Origin of the sequence: Pseudoalteromonas sp. 120-MNA-CIBAN-0494, assembly GCF_040308885.1 — a bacterium.
GTDB lineage: Bacteria > Pseudomonadota > Gammaproteobacteria > Enterobacterales > Alteromonadaceae > Pseudoalteromonas > Pseudoalteromonas nigrifaciens.
Map to the genome: position 1 here is coordinate 1 of NZ_JBEOOE010000015.1, position 16,968 is coordinate 16,968.

The following is a 16,968-nucleotide window of genomic DNA, read 5'->3' on the forward strand; positions in this document are numbered from 1 at the left end:
CTATGTGAAAGTAGGACATTGCCAGGCTCCAAATTGTAGAAAGCCCGACTAGAAATAGTCGGGCTTTTTTACGTCTGGAGAAAAGTGAAATGTGGGTGAGTAATGTACACAAGTCTCCCGCGTAGGTCGGGCGAGCGTAGCGACACCCGACACTCAAATCATAAAAATATCACCACTGACTAATGAGTGTGTCGCATTTGCACTGTGACTCTCCACTGCTGTGGGCACCACGACATTGCCAGGCTTCAAATCGAGAAAGCCCGATTGAAAATATTCGGGCTTTTTTACGTCTGCAGAAAAGTGAAGTGTGGGTGAGTGATGTACACAAATCTCCCACGTAGGTCGGGCGAGCGTAGCGACACCCGACGATAAAGAGCATCAAAAATAGCTCAAGGAGCCTGTAGCCTTTAACAATCGTTGTATTCTCAAGTTAGAAATTCATTTTTAAAATCATTTTGTTGCAACTTCACTGTTGGTTTAATAAGTGACCTGTGTAAAACTACTGAGGTTAATTCAGTAAATCAGGTGACATGAATGTCAAATATTAAAGCTTGGAAACTTCTCAGCCTGTTTTGTTTGTTTGCGGTGCTTATGGGTTGCCAATCTAAAGAAGAGCAACTGCAAAAAACAATTCAAGAATCGATTAAAAAAGCGGAGGTTGAGCTATCACAGCTAGGTACTGCGCTTGATAATGGTAGTTTGCGTAATGCATTATTACTTAAAGAATACGGTGTTCAGCTTAAAAATCAGCAACCAGAACTTTCAAAAGTTGTTGATGTCATTACCCTTGACGCCACTCGTCAAGGTGCACTTTATAGTGGTTTAACACAGCGACTTAAAGATATTAAGGGCACCTACCTTATTCCTCCTTACGAAGATACTTTGCACAGTATTGACTTATTGCGCGAAGCTGCAAAGCCTACGTTATTTTCAGATGCGTTAACCGATCCTATTAATATGCTTGCGGATATGTCTAAAGGTAATTTAGCGCGTATTGGTGCTATTAGTCAGCAAGCTGAAGGCGCTGGAGTTGGTAACCAAATGGTGGGTAATCCTAATTATGGTAACTGGCAATCTAACAGCAATGGTACTAGCTTTTGGCAATGGTACGGTATGTATCGTATTTTAGGGGATGTATTCAATCGTGTTGAATATGGTAGCTGGAGCCGAGGTCGTAAATATAGTTATTACAATGATTACGGCCGCACGCGCTACTCAAGCCCAAAACAAATTAAAGCGCAGAGCACGCTAGAAACACGTACGCGTCAATCATATCAACGCCAAGGTAAGCAGTTTACTAGCCCTTATGCGAGCAAAAAAACGGGGGCGTCAGGCTTAAGCCGAAGTAGCTACACACCACCTAAAAGTCGCAGTAGTTATTCTCGTTCGAGTAGTTATAGCAATAACTCGGGCTCAGTTCGTAACAGCGGTAGTAGAACCTCTCGTGGCGTGAGCCGTGGTAAGTAAAAGAATAAAGTTGGAGTTAGAGTAATATGTATGAATTTAATGGAATAACAATGTGGTCACTACAAGCGCTGGCGATTGATTTTGCAATTATTGTTTTGCTGTTTGTGAGTCTTAAATATATTAAGGGTTGGGTATCTAACCTGCATGCTAATGATGAAATTACTGAGCGTGATAACTTTGCATTTGGTATTAGTTTTGCTGCGGGTTTAGTTGCATTGGCGATTGTGCTTACAGGTGTAAGCAGCGGTGCTTTTGCAGTGTCATTACAGCAAGAAGCTCTGCAAATGTTGGGCTATGGTGCACTGGCTATTTTACTTATTAAGCTTGGGCATTTCTTTCAAGATAAAGTTGCGCTGCGTAAAGTGAGCTTACATAGCGAAATAGTTAAAGGTAACGTGACTGCGGCTGTTATCGACTTTGGCCACGTTGTTAGTGTCGCCATTGTAATTCGCTCGGCATTGCTGTGGGTGGCTACCGACGGTTGGCATGGTTTACCAATTGTGGTTGCTGCTTTTGTTATTGGCAGCCTAGTGCTGTTGTTAGTGAGCCAATATCGCGTACAGCTGTTTAAGCGCACCAATAAAAGTGGTGATTGCTTACAACAAGCAATTATTGATGGCAACTTAGCCGTGGGTATTCGTTATGCCGGTTTTTTAATTGGCAGCGCATTAGCCATTACCGCAGCAACGGGGATTGCGCCTTATGTAGCCGATAATATTAATGCGAGTTTGTTGTACTGGGCTATAAGTGCAGTAGTTAGTTTACTGGTATTTATTATTTTGCACTTAGTGACAATTAAAATAATTTTATCTGGCTGTGATATTTCAGATGAAGTGAACCGTCAAAAAAATGTGGGTGTAGCCGCTATTTCTGCAGCGTTATCATTTGCGGTAGGTATAACTATGGCAACACTATTAGGCGCATAATCGAGTGTCATCAACTATAAAAAGCCCAAGTAAATTTAGTTTACTTGGGCACGATATTTTACTTATTACCGTTATGGCCGTACTCGCAGGGTGTGGCCTTATTTATGAATACTTACTGTCTCATTATGCGGGGCGGGTACTTGGCTCAGTAGAAAGCGCTATTTATGCGATGATCGGCACTATGATAGTAGCAATGGGCATTGGCGCATTTTTAGCACGTTGGTTTAAAGATGCATTTACCGCCTTTGCTTGGCTAGAAAGTATAATTGCTTTGATTGGTATGGGCTGTATTTTAGCCATTGCCGGCGTTATTGCTGTTAGCTATTCACTGCCGCATATGTTTTCGAGTATTTTTAATTTACCTCCCGACGTAGTACTCAATGGCTATGTATTTCAAAAGCTACAAGAGTGGTCGCGTTTTTTACCCTATGTATTTGGCCTTATACTTGGCTTGTTTATTGGTATGGAAATACCGCTTATTGCGCGTATTCGTCAGCATGTTTATGGCCGTTTTTTAGAAAATAACGCAGGAACAATTTATGGTGCCGACTATATAGGCGCCGGAATTGGCGCGGCTATTTGGGTTAGCATTATGTTGTCTATGCCCATAATGCAAGCAGCCGCGTGGACTGCGCTGTTTAATATAATTGCTGGGCTTGCTTTTTTATGGCGGTATCACACCTATGTACGCTTTGCCAAACTGTTATTAGCGTGTCACCTGTTATTACTAGTATTATTTGCGTTTATATTGGTATTGGGCAGTAGTTGGATGGATAACTTGAGCAATGTTTTATACAAAGACAAGGTTATTTATTCTCAAGCCACTAAATATCAACATGTGGTACTAACCGAGCGGTTAAGTAAAAATCAGCCGCAGCCAATAACCGATTTATACTTAAATGGGCGCTTACAGTTCTCTAGTGTTGATGAGCAAATATATCATTCAATGTTAGTTTACCCGGCTATGTTGGCGTCAAACCGTCATGAGCGGGTACTGATCATTGGCGGTGGCGATGGGCTGGCACTTAGAGATGTTTTAAAGTGGCCGGTGAGCAAAGTAACCCTGATTGACCTTGATGGGCAATTGCTTAATTTGTTTGGCCATAAAGATGCTGAATTTACTTCGCCTGAAGATATTAGCCAGCGGTTGTTAAGCCTTAATAGCAAATCTATGCATGATCCGCGTGCAGATATTATTGTTGGTGATGCCTTTTTAGAAGTTGAAAAGTTGCTCGATCAGGCAAAGCAATTTGATACTATTTTAATTGATTTACCTGACCCTAATCATCCCGATTTAAATAAAATGTATAGTGACTACTTTTATAATCATGTACGCCAATTACTAGCACCAGATGGCGCAATGGCGGTGCAGTCAACTTCGCCTTATCATGCTAAAAAAGCCTTTTTAAGTATTGCTAAAACGGTTAAAGCGGCTGGATTTGAATATGTAGAGCAGTATCAACAAAACATTCCTTCATTTGGACAGTGGGGCTGGACTATAGCTACCAAAATGGGGCAATCGGCTAGTGGGCGAATCAACGATGTAACCGCAATGCCGATACCATCAAGGTGGATCAGTAAAGAATATTTACTGGCTAGTTTTATTTTTCCGAATAATTATTTCGAACATATTAAAGATATTGAAGTCAATAGGTTAGGCTCTGGCCAACTGTACGATTATTACCGTACAGCATGGCAAATAGAAAGCGAGTTGTATAAAAACTAATAAAACATGGTTGACATAATATGTCAGCCATGAGAATCTTAACTCAGACATAATATGTCAAACGACAAAAGGCAGAGACATGGAATTAAATGAACTTTCAATAAAATTAGCTTCTTTTGAAACAGAAGGCGCTAACTTTGAGTCTTTCTTGATTGCTAATCCAGGTGAGCAAGATGTATTACAAGTCATTGTTGATGAAAATGATGAGCTTCCAATTTTTGTTACGCAAACACAAGAGCAGTTATTATGCATTAGCTACTTGTTTGACGAAGATGAAGTTAAGCCGGAATTACGTAACGAGTTAAACGAAACATTACTACGTTTAAACGTGCCAATTCCATTAAGTGCATTTGCTAAAATCGATAATAAATACGCGATTTTTGGCGCACTGTCGGTAAATTCATCATTAGATGACATTACCCACGAACTAGTGACATTAGCCGATAATGCTATTGATGCACTAGAAGCCGTGACCATGTATTTAAACGATTAGTAGCGATTTAGTGGAGTTAAGATTATGAGTATTTTAAAAAAATTATTTACAGCAGTACGTGGCGGCGCGCGTGAAGCAGGCGAAGCAATTGTAGATAAAAACGGTATCCGTATTTTTGAGCAAGAAATTGCAGATGCACAAAATGCTTTGCACCGTGCTAAAAAAAGCCTAACAGAAGTTATGGCGAAAGAAATGCAAACTAAGCGTAAAATTAGCGCTGTAGATGCATCTATTGCTGAGCATGAAGCTTATGCTGGGCAAGCGCTGGAAAAAGGCAACGAAGCTTTAGCATTAGAAATTGCAGAAAAAATTGGCGAGTTTGAAGCTGAAAAAGCAGAGAACGAACAAGTATTATCTGGTTTTAGCAATCATATTGTAGCGCTTAAACAGCAAGTTAAAGAAGCTGAAAAGTCGATTAAAGAAAACCAACGCCAGCTAACTATGGTTAAAACCACAGAAAGCGTGCAACAAGCTACTATGGCTGTAAACAGCACATTAAACACTAACAGCTCGTCTATGACATCGGCTCGCCAATCACTTGAGCGTATTAAGCAACGCCAGCAAGACCGTCAAGATCAGTTAGGTGCAGCTAAAGAGCTTGAAGCCGATGTAAACGGCGACGATTTAAAAGCGAAAATGGCAGAAGCCGGAATTGGCGACAGCAGTCCAAAAAGTGCTGATATTTTAGCGCGTATTAAAGCCAAGCAAAATAGCTAATAATTACGTTCATATTTAAAAAGGTAACCAGGCTTTAGCTTAGTTACCTTTTTTGCTTAGAAGGCAGCCTTCCTATGTTTAATTTTTTCAAATCTAAAAAAGAGCCAGAGCGTCAGCTTAATCATGCCAGTGAGCTTAAAAAAGGTGACATGTTTACTGTCATCGATTCATTTGCTTATCCAGCGTGGTTAAAAGGGCAAACTCTTCGCGTTATTGATATACAAACTTACCAGTATCAACACAGTAGTGACACTGAGTTTGTGTTGGAAAGTGACAGCGGCCAAGTGGTATTTTTACAAATAGAGCAAGAAGATGGTGAGCAATGGGCTAACTTTTCTATAAAAGTACAACGTGATGAAGTAGAAGATATATTTGGCCTTGATCAGTTTGCGCGTATTTTTGATGAAGAGTCTTTAACGCATATCACAGTGCAAAATATACCAGAGCGTTTTACGCAGTTTTTAGCTAACAGCTATCAGCAAAGCGAATCGCCATTTGTGTGTTATTTTCATAATAAAGACTATCGCAATCAAGCTCTTCCACGTTATGAGCAAGAAGGTGGTGAGCTGTGTGAAATGATTTGTTTAGAGTCTGATGATAAAGGCTTTGGTTTAAATATTGAGATTTGGGATGGTGGCGAAACCGAAGTATCGCTTACCTTAACGCGGCCAATTACCGACATTGTTGACTTGTTTCCAGGAGACGCTAAGTGAGTGATGCTAAAGAAAAGTGGTTACGCCAAGAGCAGGCAGTGCGTGCCACGCAAATGGCATTTGATCTAAGTAGCGAAGTACAAAAGTCGATAAAAAAGCAAGCGATTGATCAAGAGCTAACACCTTCAGATATGATCCGCAAAATACTCGGTTTGGATGTAAAGTCTAAAAAAACCCGACAGCGTCTATCGTTTAATTTAAACGACGATGAAATAGCACAGCTTGCAAGCCGTTTTGATGTGCAAAGTGATGATAAGCGCGTAGTAAAGCAACGCGTTGCAGAACTTTTGATTGCTCATACAAAAAAAATTAAGTAGTTTTATGTTATAGACGCTATGCCCTTAAACTAAAAAGATAAAATAACGAGTTGCCGTGAATATAATTTTAATTGCTTACTTACTAATTTTTGCATTATTTGGTACTGCGGCAAGCTACTTTGTGCGTTTTATTTATGCGTATTGGGTGCTTAACAAAATGCCAATGCACTATATTATTAAGGCGGGGATTTGTTTAGTAATGGTGGTAATTATTTCAGCGTTAATCCCATATTTAGGATAACGCTGAAATTAAATTGTTTGCAGCATTATTTTATTTCAAAAGGTTGGCATTGCTGATTAATACATAGTGATTGTACTTCAAGCACTGATGGGCAGTCAGTTAAGCCTTGTGCCTTATTTAGCGTGTTTTCTTGTGCTGTTATTTGCTGTGCAATCTGCTCAGCTTGTTCTTGTTGGGTATTAAGTGTTGAGTACACCGTATACTTACTTGGCCCACCGCACGCACGCGCACCTACTTCAAGCACTTTACATTGAAAGCTAGCTGTACAGCTATTGTTACTAACAATATCGTTAAGTTGACTATTAAGACTCGCTAAACTCGTTCCGTGATCATTGCTTGACGATGTTGTGCTAGCACAGCCGCTCAGTAACAAAATACTAGTAGCAATACTTACAATTGATAGTTTAATTGCTGATGGCAAACAACTCATAACCTTATCCTTAAAATACACTTACTGCTGAGCCTTCAAGTTTAACACATTTATTTTCTACACACTGCGTGCTTGGCGCAGTTAAATGTTGGCAAATACTGACCATTTGATTTTGGGCATTATAGTTACTTTCAAAAGTAGTGATTTTTTTACTTAATGCAGTGACTTGCTCAGTTGTTGCTGTTGTCGTTGAATACACTATATAACTACTTGGGCCGCCACATGCTCGGCTACCTACAGCTTCTACTTGGCACTGCGTACTGCTATCACATTGTTTATTAGCAATGAGCGTATTTAATTCATTTTTAGCTGTTTTAATGTCATCAAGAGTAACTGTTTTCATGGCAGTATTTGATAGTTTTTCGGCTGGGGCATGTAATTCTGCTTTGTTACTTTTTTGCAGTTGTTGTAGTTTTTGCTGCGATGACGTTGTTGCTTCGCTGGCAGTTGTTTTTTCTGTTTCTGCTACGGGGTTATCTAAACAAGCGGTTAAACACAGTGGTAAAAATATAGCTAGCAATGGTGTACGCATAACAAATCCTGATAGTGGTGAATTATTCACCACTATCATACACTGTGCATTTGTTACGGCAATAAAAACTCTATTATCAAGCAATTAAAGCCGTTATTAATTACTGTGAATATTTACAGCCCGCCTTGGGTTAACTTGCTGGGGTTAAGTAGCTTTTCGAGCTCGCTGCGCGATAAATCAGTTTCTTGCTCGGCAACATCAATAATTGGGCGAGCTTCTTTATATGCTTGTTTCGCTATTTTGGCTGCTTTTTCATAACCGATCACCGGATTTAGCGCGGTTACTAAAATAGGATTTTTAGCCAGTGCCTTATCAATATTTAGCTGATTTACTGTAAAGCTAGCAATGGCTTTATCTCCCAGTGCTTGGGCGCTATTAGCGAGTAACTCTATACTTTGTAAAATATTATAAGCAATTACCGGCAGCATTACATTTAGCTCAAAATTACCTGCTTGGCCGGCAACGGTAATTGTAGCGTCGTTACCAATTACTTGGGCGCTCACCATAGCTGCCGCTTCGGGGATCACTGGGTTTACTTTGCCGGGCATAATAGATGATCCGGGTTGCAGTGCTTCAAGCTCTATTTCACCTAAACCAGCTAATGGACCAGAGTTCATCCAGCGCAAGTCGTTGGCTATTTTCATTTGCGCTACAGCAAGTACTTTTAATTGCCCTGAAAGCGCGACAATGGCATCTTGCGAACCAATATTGTAAAAAAAGTTACTGCTAGGCGTAAATCTAATACCTACGTTGGCACTGAGATTTTTAGCAAATAGCGGTGCAAATTGTGGATCGGCATTAATACCTGTTCCTACAGCGGTACCACCTTGCGCTAGTTCGCAAACACGCTCTAGGCTATGCCTTATACCAGCCGCGGCATGGTTAATTTGCGTTTGCCAGGCACTTAGAGTTTGCCCAAAAGTAACCGGCATAGCATCCATTAAATGAGTGCGGCCGGTTTTTACTATAGCGCCAACCTCGGCTTTTTTGTGTTCTAAATGCTGTGATAGTTTTTCTAGTGAAGGGAGTAATTCGTACACCACATTTATTGCGCTGCTCAGGGCAATGGCAGTAGGGATCACATCGTTAGAGCTTTGCCCCATGTTTACATCATCATTAGGATGAATGCTTTCATCGCCTAGCCGGCTTGCTAAAGTGGCAATCACTTCATTGGCATTCATATTTGAGCTAGTACCCGAGCCAGTTTGAAATATATCGACCGGGAAATGCTCATAATGGCTACCATCAATAATTTCTTGGCATGCTTGCTCTATTGCTTTAGCTTTAGTTTTGCTTAGGTGCCCAAGCTCAAAGTTGCTCTGCGCTGCCGCTTGTTTAATGTAAGCAAGGGCGGTTATAAACTGCTTAGGCATAGCTAAACCACTGATGGCAAAATTATTCACAGCGCGCTGAGTTTGCGCTTGATATAGTGCATTAGCAGGGACTTGTAACTCGCCCATGCTATCTGATTCTGTTCTAAACTGAGTCATAATATTCTTCCTTAAAAGGATTAAACCAGCGGCTGAGAATGCTCATTACGCACTCGCTTGGTAATTATTTATTGTAAGTAAACCTTGTACTCTATCTGTAGGCTGGTGTGGTAAATTGCAAGGGTTATTTGATAATAGTTATCATTACATTTTGAGCTAGGTGTTTCAATGTAAAGTACAGCTATAAAAGTATAGATTAATTAACTGGCTTTAAAGCGTACATTAGCGCACGACAAAATACGCTAAATTTGTTTTACTGTTGCGCATCAGTCTTTAACCTTGAGAGTAAAAATGATCAAGCCATTCTCACAAGCGTGTGAAAATAATAAACAGCCTATTTTAGCGCAGTTAAAATCTGTGTTAGCGAATGCCAAAACGGTGCTCGAAATAGGCTCAGGTACAGGTCAGCACAGCGTGTACTTTGCTCAGCAGTTGCCGCATTTACAATGGTATAGCAGCGACAGAGCGATTAATCATGAAGGTATTAATTTATGGCACCGCGAGGTTAATTTAACCAATTTACATGCTCCCCTTGAACTTGACTTAAACAATGCGTGGCCAATAGATAAAGTGGATGCTATTTACACGGCTAATACTTTTCATATTGTAAGCTGGCAACTTGTAGAGCATTTTTTTGCGGGTGTAAAACAGCATTTAAATGACCAAGGCATAGTATGTATTTACGGGCCATTTAAATATAAAGGCGAGTTTACTAGCCAAAGTAATAACGACTTTAATCGCTTTTTAATAGAGCGCGACCCACTTAGCGGTATTAGAGATTTTGCAGCAGTTGAGCTATTAGCAAAGCAAGCAGGGCTAACGTTAATAAGTGATATAGCCATGCCTGCTAATAATCAGTTACTGATTTTTAAACGGCAGTAATGCGCTGCATTGATCTTTATAAATATTAATATGCTGGCGTTCACGTTTTAAGTAATCGCTAATTGCGTTGCTAAAGTTATTATCAACTATATGGTGAGCTGAGTAGGTTAATACAGGGGCAAAACCGCGTGCTATTTTATGCTCACCTTGTGCCCCTGAATGAAAACAGCTGAGGTTATGCTTTATTGCAAACTCAATCCCTTGGTAATAGCATAGTTCAAAGTGCAGAGAATCTACCTCTTCGCTTGCCCCCCAATACCGCCCATACAGTGTATCTGCTCCTATTAGGCTAAGGGTTGCGGCAATAATAGCGTCTTCTTTTTTGGCTAGCATAATGACTAGCTTGTCGGCCATTAGCGCATGTAAAAGCTTAAAAAAGGGCATATTTAAATAGCCTAAGTGGCCAGAGCGTTTTAAATAAGTACGTTGATAAAATTCGCAAAATAGCTGCATAATTTCAGGCGTAATTTGCATCCCTTGCAGCCATTCAATAGTAATGTTTTGTTGGGTTATTTTGCTGCGTTCTTTTTTTAGTGATTTACGCTTACGTGAATTAAGCGTATTTAAAAAATCGTCAAAGCATGTAAAGCCTTTATTAAACCACTGAAATTGCACACCCACTCTAAGCATAGCGTGTTGCTCAGTGAGGTGTGTGGCTTGGGCTAAGTTGCAAAAATTAACGTGCCAACCAGACCAGCCTTGCTCTTTGCTGTGCAGGTTTAGTAACTCTGTAATGTATTTATACACTAAACTAGGATTGCTGTGCTCTATAGCAATACGGCTACCTTCAATGGGGCAAAATGGCACACCGCATAACCATTTAGGGTAGTACTCTAAGCCATGTTTCTCGTATGCTTCTGCCCAGGCCCAATCAAACACATATTCACCGTAAGAGTGGCTTTTTAAATAGCCAGGTGCCAGCGCAATAATATTTTCGCCCTCAAAAATAGCTAAGTGATAAGGCTGCCAACCACTTTGTTGATTAACACACTGACTTTGCTCTAATGCGTATAAAAAAGCATGTTGGGTAAATGGCTCGTCGCCAAACAAACGTTGCCAATGCGCTCGCTCTATTTGATTAATACTACTAAACCATTGATGCGAAAATGTCGCCATTACTACTTACCTTGTGCGTGTTCTACGTTTTTTATAAAGGTGCTTATTTGTTTTTTAAGCTCAGGAAAAAAGGGGTTATAGGTTAATCGTTGTAAGGTGGGATATTGCTTTAAGTTAGCAGCTGTACGTTCTCCAAGTTGCGGGCTTTTTGTGGTTTTACAGGTTTTATATAACTTTTCGCCGCCAATAAAACTGCCGCAATTACGATAAGAGGCACTAATACCATAATGCGGATTTTGTGGTGAGTTAACAATGGCAATATGCGATATACCATGGATTTTTAGACATGCTTCGCTGGCACACTGCGGATTTAATACTCTGTAATCTGCTGCAAAATTTGGGGGTAAAATAGTGCTGCTACCATAAAGCACTAGGGTATCGAGTTTTTTATAGCGACTTAAATTAGTATTATGTAGTGCATTTAATAATTTAAGGGTGGCATGGCTATCAATTGTCGCGTCAATATCGCTTATTACGCTAAATACAGGCAATGCCAAAGCAGGGCGCTTACTTAAGTTTTTAATGCTAACCAATGACATTGCATCATATGAGGCTGCTGCAGCATTGAGTGGAAACGACTCATACTTAGCAAAATCAACATCGGCGTCTTTATCTATCCAATTTAAAAATGGGATTAAATCAAGCCACTTGGCTATCCAACCTTGTTTATTATGCGGCTCGGAGCCCGGTGAAAATAACATAAGCGCCGTTATTTTTGATGAAAGCGCTTGCGTGATTGCATAGTCTATAAGTAGTGCGGCCCCCGTAGAGTAGCCCCCTAAAATAACCTCATCAAAGTCTTGTGTTGTGCGCTCTATAGCGTAACGCACAGCTTGTTGCCATTGCTGTAGGTCTACATCTTGTAACGCACTAGCAGCACTGCCGTGGCCGGGTAACAAAATAGTGCGTACGGTATAACCTTGCTGATAATACACTTGGGCTAAATCGTGATAGGTAAAAGGAGAGTCGGTAAGGCCGTGCACGAGTAATACCGCTTTTTTACTTTGTGAATGTTTTAACTCAAAAGGAGCAATAATGTCGGCAATAGTGGGGTTAGGCTTACGACTGCCTTGAGTAACTAGTTGCTGATACGTTTGAGTAAATACAGGGCATGGCATAGCAGCGCGAGGATTAGCTACACTAATATACTGATACGCATGATTGAGGTAGCTATTAAATGGGGCACGCGCTTGGTAATCAAAATACGCTTGGTGGTGATCCTTTGTATAGCGTAATAGGCCTTGCTGTTTACTCTTTTTAATAAATTCAAAATCGCTTGCCTGCGCAATACAATTTTCAGCGACAGCTAAGTGAGGCAAAAAGCTAAGCATACAAGTTAAAAATATTTTTAAAAACACACTATTATTGTTCATAAACCACTGCATATTGAGCAAGACACTCGGTTAGCTTAATTAGTTCAAGCGGTTTTGCAAGGTGTTGATTAAAACCAACCGCCTGAGCGTGTGCTTTGTCTTCGGGCATAACGTCGGCAGTTAAGGCAACAATTGGCAGTTCCTCAGCCGTTTTAAATTGCCTGATTAGGGCCGTTGCTCTATAGCCATCCATTACTGGCATTTGGCAATCCATAAGCACGAGGTCAAAATGCTGTTTTTTTATAATATTAACTGCAAGCTCACCATTTTCAACAACCTGTGGCACAATTTTTAGTGAGCCAAGCATGGCTTTTATAACCATTTGATTAACCGGGTTATCTTCGGCCACTAAAATTTTTAAAGCGGCTATATTAGTATTATCTGTAGGTTTTATAAGAGGTTCTTGCGCTTTAACCGTCTCTATTTCTAATGTAAATGTAAAAGTAGAGCCTTTATCAAGCTCGCTATGTAGCGCTATATTTGCATTCATTAATACACTAAGCTCTTTGGCTATGGCTAACCCAAGGCCGGTGCCACCAAACTGCCGAGAAGTAGAGTTATCGGCTTGAGTAAATGCACTAAATAACTTTTCATGTTGAGTTGCTTTTATACCTATTCCGGTATCAATAACGGCAATTGTTAGCTGTGCTTTATTGGGCGCAATAAGTTGCGTATCTACATTTAAAGTAACACTGCCAGCGTTAGTAAATTTAATAGCGTTACTGCATAAATTAAGCATTATTTGCTCTAATCGCATTGGATCGCCAACAAACCAAGTGTCTTTAGGGATATTGCTATTTATTTTCCACACAATTGCTTTGCTTGCAGCACTTTGTTCAAACATAGTATTAATGCGCTGAATAAGTGAGGTTAAATCAAATGGAATACGTTCAAGCACTAGCCGTTTTGATTCAATTTTAGATATATCGAGAATATCGTTTATCAAATTTAATAAGCTTTTAGATGACGAATTTATTTTATCTAAATAATCAATTAGGGTATTGGCGTCGTCTTCTTTACGGGCAAGCGAAGAAAAGCCAATAACAGCATTTAGTGGCGTGCGTATTTCATGGCTCATATTAGCTAAAAATTGACTCTTAGCCCGGTTAGCCAAATCAGATTGCTTTTTTGCTTGTGCTAACGAATAAGTACGCTCTGCTACTTGGCGAGTAAGTGCAATTTGCTGCTGATTAAACAGTAGTAAAATCAATAAAATTAATGAGCATACAACTACTTGAAGTATCAGCAGCAGTAAGGTGAGTTGATTATTATGTTGAGCTAAAAAGGCATCTTTAAGTGCCAGTTTTACGATCCATTGTTGCCCGCCAAAATCGACATTAAACGATATTAGCTTACTGCCTTGTGCAACATTAAGATTGTTTGAGTTACTGTAAAATGCGGGTTTGTTTATATCTTCATAAATAGCAATCGAAAACATTTTAGACTGCTGCTCAGTAATGGCCTGCTTAATAATTTGAGGGACTAAAAATACGCCTGTGGCATAGCCTTTAATGGTTTCTTTTTCATTGGATTGAGAATATACAGGCGCAAATAATAAGTAAGCAGCATCAGAGTGCTCAGTTTGTACGAGTTGAATTATTTTAGTTCCCACTGGCTGATACTTTATTGCGGGGTTGAGTAAGGATGCTTTGCGATCTGGGTTTGAATATACATTAAACCCAATTGCTTTTTGGTTGCTATTAAGCGGTGCTATATATTTTACAATAACGAGTGGATCGTTTGGCTCTAAAGGTTCACCAATAACATCATAATTTAAGTTATAAATGCTTGAAATTTCTTTAGAGAATGCTTGGCGTTGATGAGATGGGATTTTTACATTCCATGATAAAGCTTTTATAAATGAGTGCTTAGCAAGTAGGGTGTTGGCATATAGATTAAAGTCTTGCTGGCTTAATGTTGGCGATGACTGAACTTGGCTAGCTAAACTTTGCACAGCAATAATGCTGCGATTAGTATAGCGGTACAGGCTGTTTTCTATCACTTGCACTTCGCGCTCAGCAATTTTTATCGCATTAATACGGCTTTCACTATCGTATAATTGTGTGGTGGCCGCTACTGATACAAATAAAATGCAACATACCGAAAGTGTCGGTAGCACCGAAATATTATAGTTATCAGACTTCTCTGGTAATAACGAAAGTAAAAATGGAGTGGCAATTAACACCCCTAAAATATCACCTAACCACCAGTAAGTTGTGTTTTTCCAGTGATTATCTGCACTGTACATTGCATTAAATTGGCTTAGTGCAAACACGCCAAAATTAGCCGAAATTAAACTGACTAAAACACCTACAACTACAATAAAATAAATAATGTTTTGGCGCTTTTTAAGGCGCAGAGGGTGGCCTAACCAAAACTTTAATATTGCGGCCCCAACCATGGCCTGCAATACCACCCCAAAGGCAATATACATAGCCTCGTTTAATGAATTTCCTACCAATACCATTTCATGAGTTGTATTAGCAAAAAAATTTAAATTAAATGCGAGAGCCGCTAAAAATAGCGCAGGAATAAATCGCCACCACCACACAAAGCAGCCAACTAAGGCTATACCAGCAGGTAACCAAACCGGAATAATTTGCGAGTTAAAGGTTAGCTTGGTAAGTATTACTCCTACAAAAAAATAGGCTAAAGAAAAAATAATGTAAAAAACACTAGAGTAATACTTGGAGTTAAAATTTTTCACATAAATCCCTGTACAAGTAATATTCCCAATTTAAAATATCAGTATAGCTAACAGTAAGTTATTTGCGGTATTTTTTATAATGGTAATTGTTTTTTGCTAAAAGACTGCTTTAACACCACGGTTGATTCTATATTAGCGATACAGCTTAAGCTCCCTAGTTGATGCTTAACAAACTGCTCATAGCTTTCTAAATCATGCGCAATTATTTTTAGTAAATAGTCGTAACTTCCCGATATTACCGAACACTCTAGCACATGAGTGAGCTTTTCTACGTGTTGCTCAAATTGCCGGGCAGCACTGGCCGAATTTTGATTTAAACGTACAAATGCATACACCAAAACGTTTAGTTTAAGTGCCTTGGGGTTAATAGCAGCGTGGTAGCCGGTAATAATACTAGCTTGTTCTAGCTTTTTAATTCGTCTAAGGCAGGGCGTATCTGAGAGGCTAATATGACTGGCAAGATCTGCAACAGACATTCTGGCGTTGGCTTGTAAGGCAATGAGCAATTGCTGATCTTTTTTATCGAGCATATATAGATTCTTATTAATTATTTTTATATTTGTAGTGATTATTGCTAATGATGTTGATAATTACTAATTTTTTTAGCGTTTTACCCTCATTAAACTCTGTTAGCATTTAGTGATAACTATAATAACAGGAAACAATAATGAGCACCCATACAGCCATTTTTGATCGATGGATAAGAAGCGCCTTCCCACAGATAAACAGCGAGCTTGAGCAACTTTACTGGCAACAAGATGATAAAGCCAATGTAGAGGGGTTGGGAGAGCCTTTAAAACAGCAATTAAAAGATGAAGGTAACGCATTAATAAGTAATTTATTAGCGGAGGGAAATACCGATGAAGGTTTTGATAGTGCGTTTGATTTGCTCGGTAATGTAGGGCTTTTTATGGCGGCGTGTCGTCGTCATGAAATTACCGAGCCAAGCCGTGAGACCACATCGCCATTGGTAGAAGCGTCGGCACTAGCAATGCATATAGGTGCCTCTATTGGAGTAACGCCACGCTTTGCGACTGCCCATTTAACCACGCACAATAAAGCGCTAAATGGCACGTATAAACGTTTTACTAATTTACCCGACGAAAAACTATTTATTGATTACAACACCCAAGGTATTTTGGCATATAAACGCGCCAGCGATGCATTATTAAAAATATTACCATTAGGTATTTCGCACCCCACCTGTGCCGAGCTATTAAAAGTAGCAAAACAAGCGTTAATAGATGTAATTGAATCGAATAATGCACTTTATACTCAGTTAGACACAGAGCGCTTTTTTAATTGTGTGCGCCCTTATTATAAACCGCATCGAGTAGGCAATGAGATATACAGAGGTGCTAATGCGGGAGATTTTGCCGGCATAAACGTTATCGATATGCTACTTGGGCTGTGTAATGCCAACGAGCCAAGTTATTCACAAATGCTGGTGGATAAGTTTTTATATATGATGCCAGAAGATCAGCAAATATTGCGCGAAGCAATGCGCATGCAAAGCTTTATGGATGACTTTTTACAGGCGCAGCAATATAAAGACAATGACTGGTTTAAATACCACGCAAAGCTATTTATTCAGGTGTGTAAATTACATGGTGACACTGCAATCGGTCATCATAATCAATTGGTTGAAAAATTTATTGCGCAACCGTCAAAGCAAATGCAACAGCAACATATGAGTAAAGTAACAGCCAGTGGCCCACCATTACATGTTTTGCTCGATTCGTTAGAAAAACTCCGTGATAAACGTGCCAGCGCTAAACGCGACGATATAAAAACACGTTACGACGATATAAACTTGCTAAAACAGTGGATTAAATAAG

17 protein-coding genes are annotated in these 16,968 nt (G+C 39.7%); 10 read left to right on the forward strand and 7 right to left on the reverse strand.

The window, feature by feature from the left end:
• The first annotated feature begins 534 nt into the window (after positions 1-534).
• From AAEY55_RS10700 to AAEY55_RS10735, 8 genes are all read left to right on the forward strand, one after another.
• Positions 535-1,467 (forward strand): hypothetical protein, encoded by a 933-nt coding sequence (locus AAEY55_RS10700; protein ID WP_011326766.1) that lies wholly within the window; start codon positions 535-537, stop codon positions 1,465-1,467.
• Positions 1,468-1,493: 26 nt separating this feature from the next.
• On the forward strand, positions 1,494-2,393 hold the full coding sequence (locus AAEY55_RS10705) for a DUF350 domain-containing protein (RefSeq protein WP_011326767.1): 900 nt from the start codon (positions 1,494-1,496) through the stop codon (positions 2,391-2,393).
• 4 nt (positions 2,394-2,397) lie between these two features.
• Complete coding sequence (locus AAEY55_RS10710) at positions 2,398-4,119, forward strand: polyamine aminopropyltransferase (protein WP_011326768.1); 1,722 nt, start codon at positions 2,398-2,400, stop codon at positions 4,117-4,119.
• Between the two features lie 79 nt (positions 4,120-4,198).
• Entirely contained in the window at positions 4,199-4,612 is a 414-nt protein-coding gene (locus AAEY55_RS10715; protein ID WP_011326769.1) for a YjfI family protein, read from the forward strand.
• A 24-nt stretch (positions 4,613-4,636) separates the two neighbouring features.
• Entirely contained in the window at positions 4,637-5,329 is a 693-nt protein-coding gene (locus AAEY55_RS10720) for a PspA/IM30 family protein (protein WP_011326770.1), read from the forward strand.
• A 74-nt stretch (positions 5,330-5,403) separates the two neighbouring features.
• Complete coding sequence (locus AAEY55_RS10725; protein ID WP_011326771.1) at positions 5,404-6,042, forward strand: DUF4178 domain-containing protein; 639 nt, start codon at positions 5,404-5,406, stop codon at positions 6,040-6,042.
• Positions 6,039-6,359: a hypothetical protein gene (locus AAEY55_RS10730; RefSeq protein WP_041454305.1), complete on the forward strand. Its 321-nt coding sequence runs from the start codon at positions 6,039-6,041 to the stop codon at positions 6,357-6,359. The genes AAEY55_RS10725 and AAEY55_RS10730 overlap by 4 nt, the downstream gene beginning before the upstream one ends.
• A gap of 55 nt (positions 6,360-6,414) precedes the next feature.
• Positions 6,415-6,600, forward strand: a complete 186-nt coding sequence (locus AAEY55_RS10735) for a hypothetical protein (protein ID WP_011326773.1) — start codon at positions 6,415-6,417, stop codon at positions 6,598-6,600.
• 25 nt (positions 6,601-6,625) lie between these two features.
• Here AAEY55_RS10735 and AAEY55_RS10740 read toward each other — a convergent pair whose 3' ends face one another.
• The 3 genes from AAEY55_RS10740 to AAEY55_RS10750 all read right to left on the reverse strand — a co-directional run bounded on the left by AAEY55_RS10740 (position 6,626) and on the right by AAEY55_RS10750 (position 9,052).
• Positions 6,626-7,030, reverse strand: coding sequence for a hypothetical protein (locus tag AAEY55_RS10740; protein WP_011326774.1), 405 nt, complete (start codon positions 7,028-7,030; stop codon positions 6,626-6,628).
• 10 nt (positions 7,031-7,040) lie between these two features.
• Positions 7,041-7,562, reverse strand: coding sequence for a hypothetical protein (locus AAEY55_RS10745; RefSeq protein WP_172459217.1), 522 nt, complete (start codon positions 7,560-7,562; stop codon positions 7,041-7,043).
• A 113-nt stretch (positions 7,563-7,675) separates the two neighbouring features.
• The gene (locus AAEY55_RS10750; RefSeq protein ID WP_011326776.1) at positions 7,676-9,052 is read right to left on the reverse strand and encodes an aspartate ammonia-lyase; all 1,377 of its coding nucleotides are present in this window, start codon (positions 9,050-9,052) and stop codon (positions 7,676-7,678) included.
• 291 nt (positions 9,053-9,343) lie between these two features.
• Here AAEY55_RS10750 and AAEY55_RS10755 point away from each other — a divergent pair, with 291 nt between their 5' ends.
• Entirely contained in the window at positions 9,344-9,934 is a 591-nt protein-coding gene (locus AAEY55_RS10755; protein WP_089367530.1) for a DUF938 domain-containing protein, read from the forward strand.
• Here the strand turns inward: AAEY55_RS10755 and AAEY55_RS10760 are convergent.
• The 4 genes from AAEY55_RS10760 to AAEY55_RS10775 form a co-directional block, all read right to left on the reverse strand.
• Positions 9,911-11,050 carry a GNAT family N-acetyltransferase gene (locus AAEY55_RS10760; protein ID WP_011326778.1) on the reverse strand — a complete coding sequence of 380 codons (1,140 nt, stop codon included), beginning with the start codon at positions 11,048-11,050 and terminating at the stop codon, positions 9,911-9,913. The genes AAEY55_RS10755 and AAEY55_RS10760 overlap by 24 nt on opposite strands.
• A gap of 2 nt (positions 11,051-11,052) precedes the next feature.
• Positions 11,053-12,423, reverse strand: a complete 1,371-nt coding sequence (locus AAEY55_RS10765; protein WP_011326779.1) for a carboxylesterase — start codon at positions 12,421-12,423, stop codon at positions 11,053-11,055.
• Positions 12,413-15,130 carry an ATP-binding protein gene (locus tag AAEY55_RS10770; protein ID WP_350551246.1) on the reverse strand — a complete coding sequence of 906 codons (2,718 nt, stop codon included), beginning with the start codon at positions 15,128-15,130 and terminating at the stop codon, positions 12,413-12,415. The genes AAEY55_RS10765 and AAEY55_RS10770 overlap by 11 nt, the downstream gene beginning before the upstream one ends.
• A gap of 74 nt (positions 15,131-15,204) precedes the next feature.
• Positions 15,205-15,660: an Lrp/AsnC family transcriptional regulator gene (locus AAEY55_RS10775; RefSeq protein WP_011326781.1), complete on the reverse strand. Its 456-nt coding sequence runs from the start codon at positions 15,658-15,660 to the stop codon at positions 15,205-15,207.
• 137 nt (positions 15,661-15,797) lie between these two features.
• Between AAEY55_RS10775 and AAEY55_RS10780 the strand changes: the two genes are divergently transcribed.
• On the forward strand, positions 15,798-16,967 hold the full coding sequence (locus tag AAEY55_RS10780) for a monodechloroaminopyrrolnitrin synthase PrnB family protein (RefSeq protein WP_089367532.1): 1,170 nt from the start codon (positions 15,798-15,800) through the stop codon (positions 16,965-16,967).
• Position 16,968 lies beyond the last annotated feature (1 nt).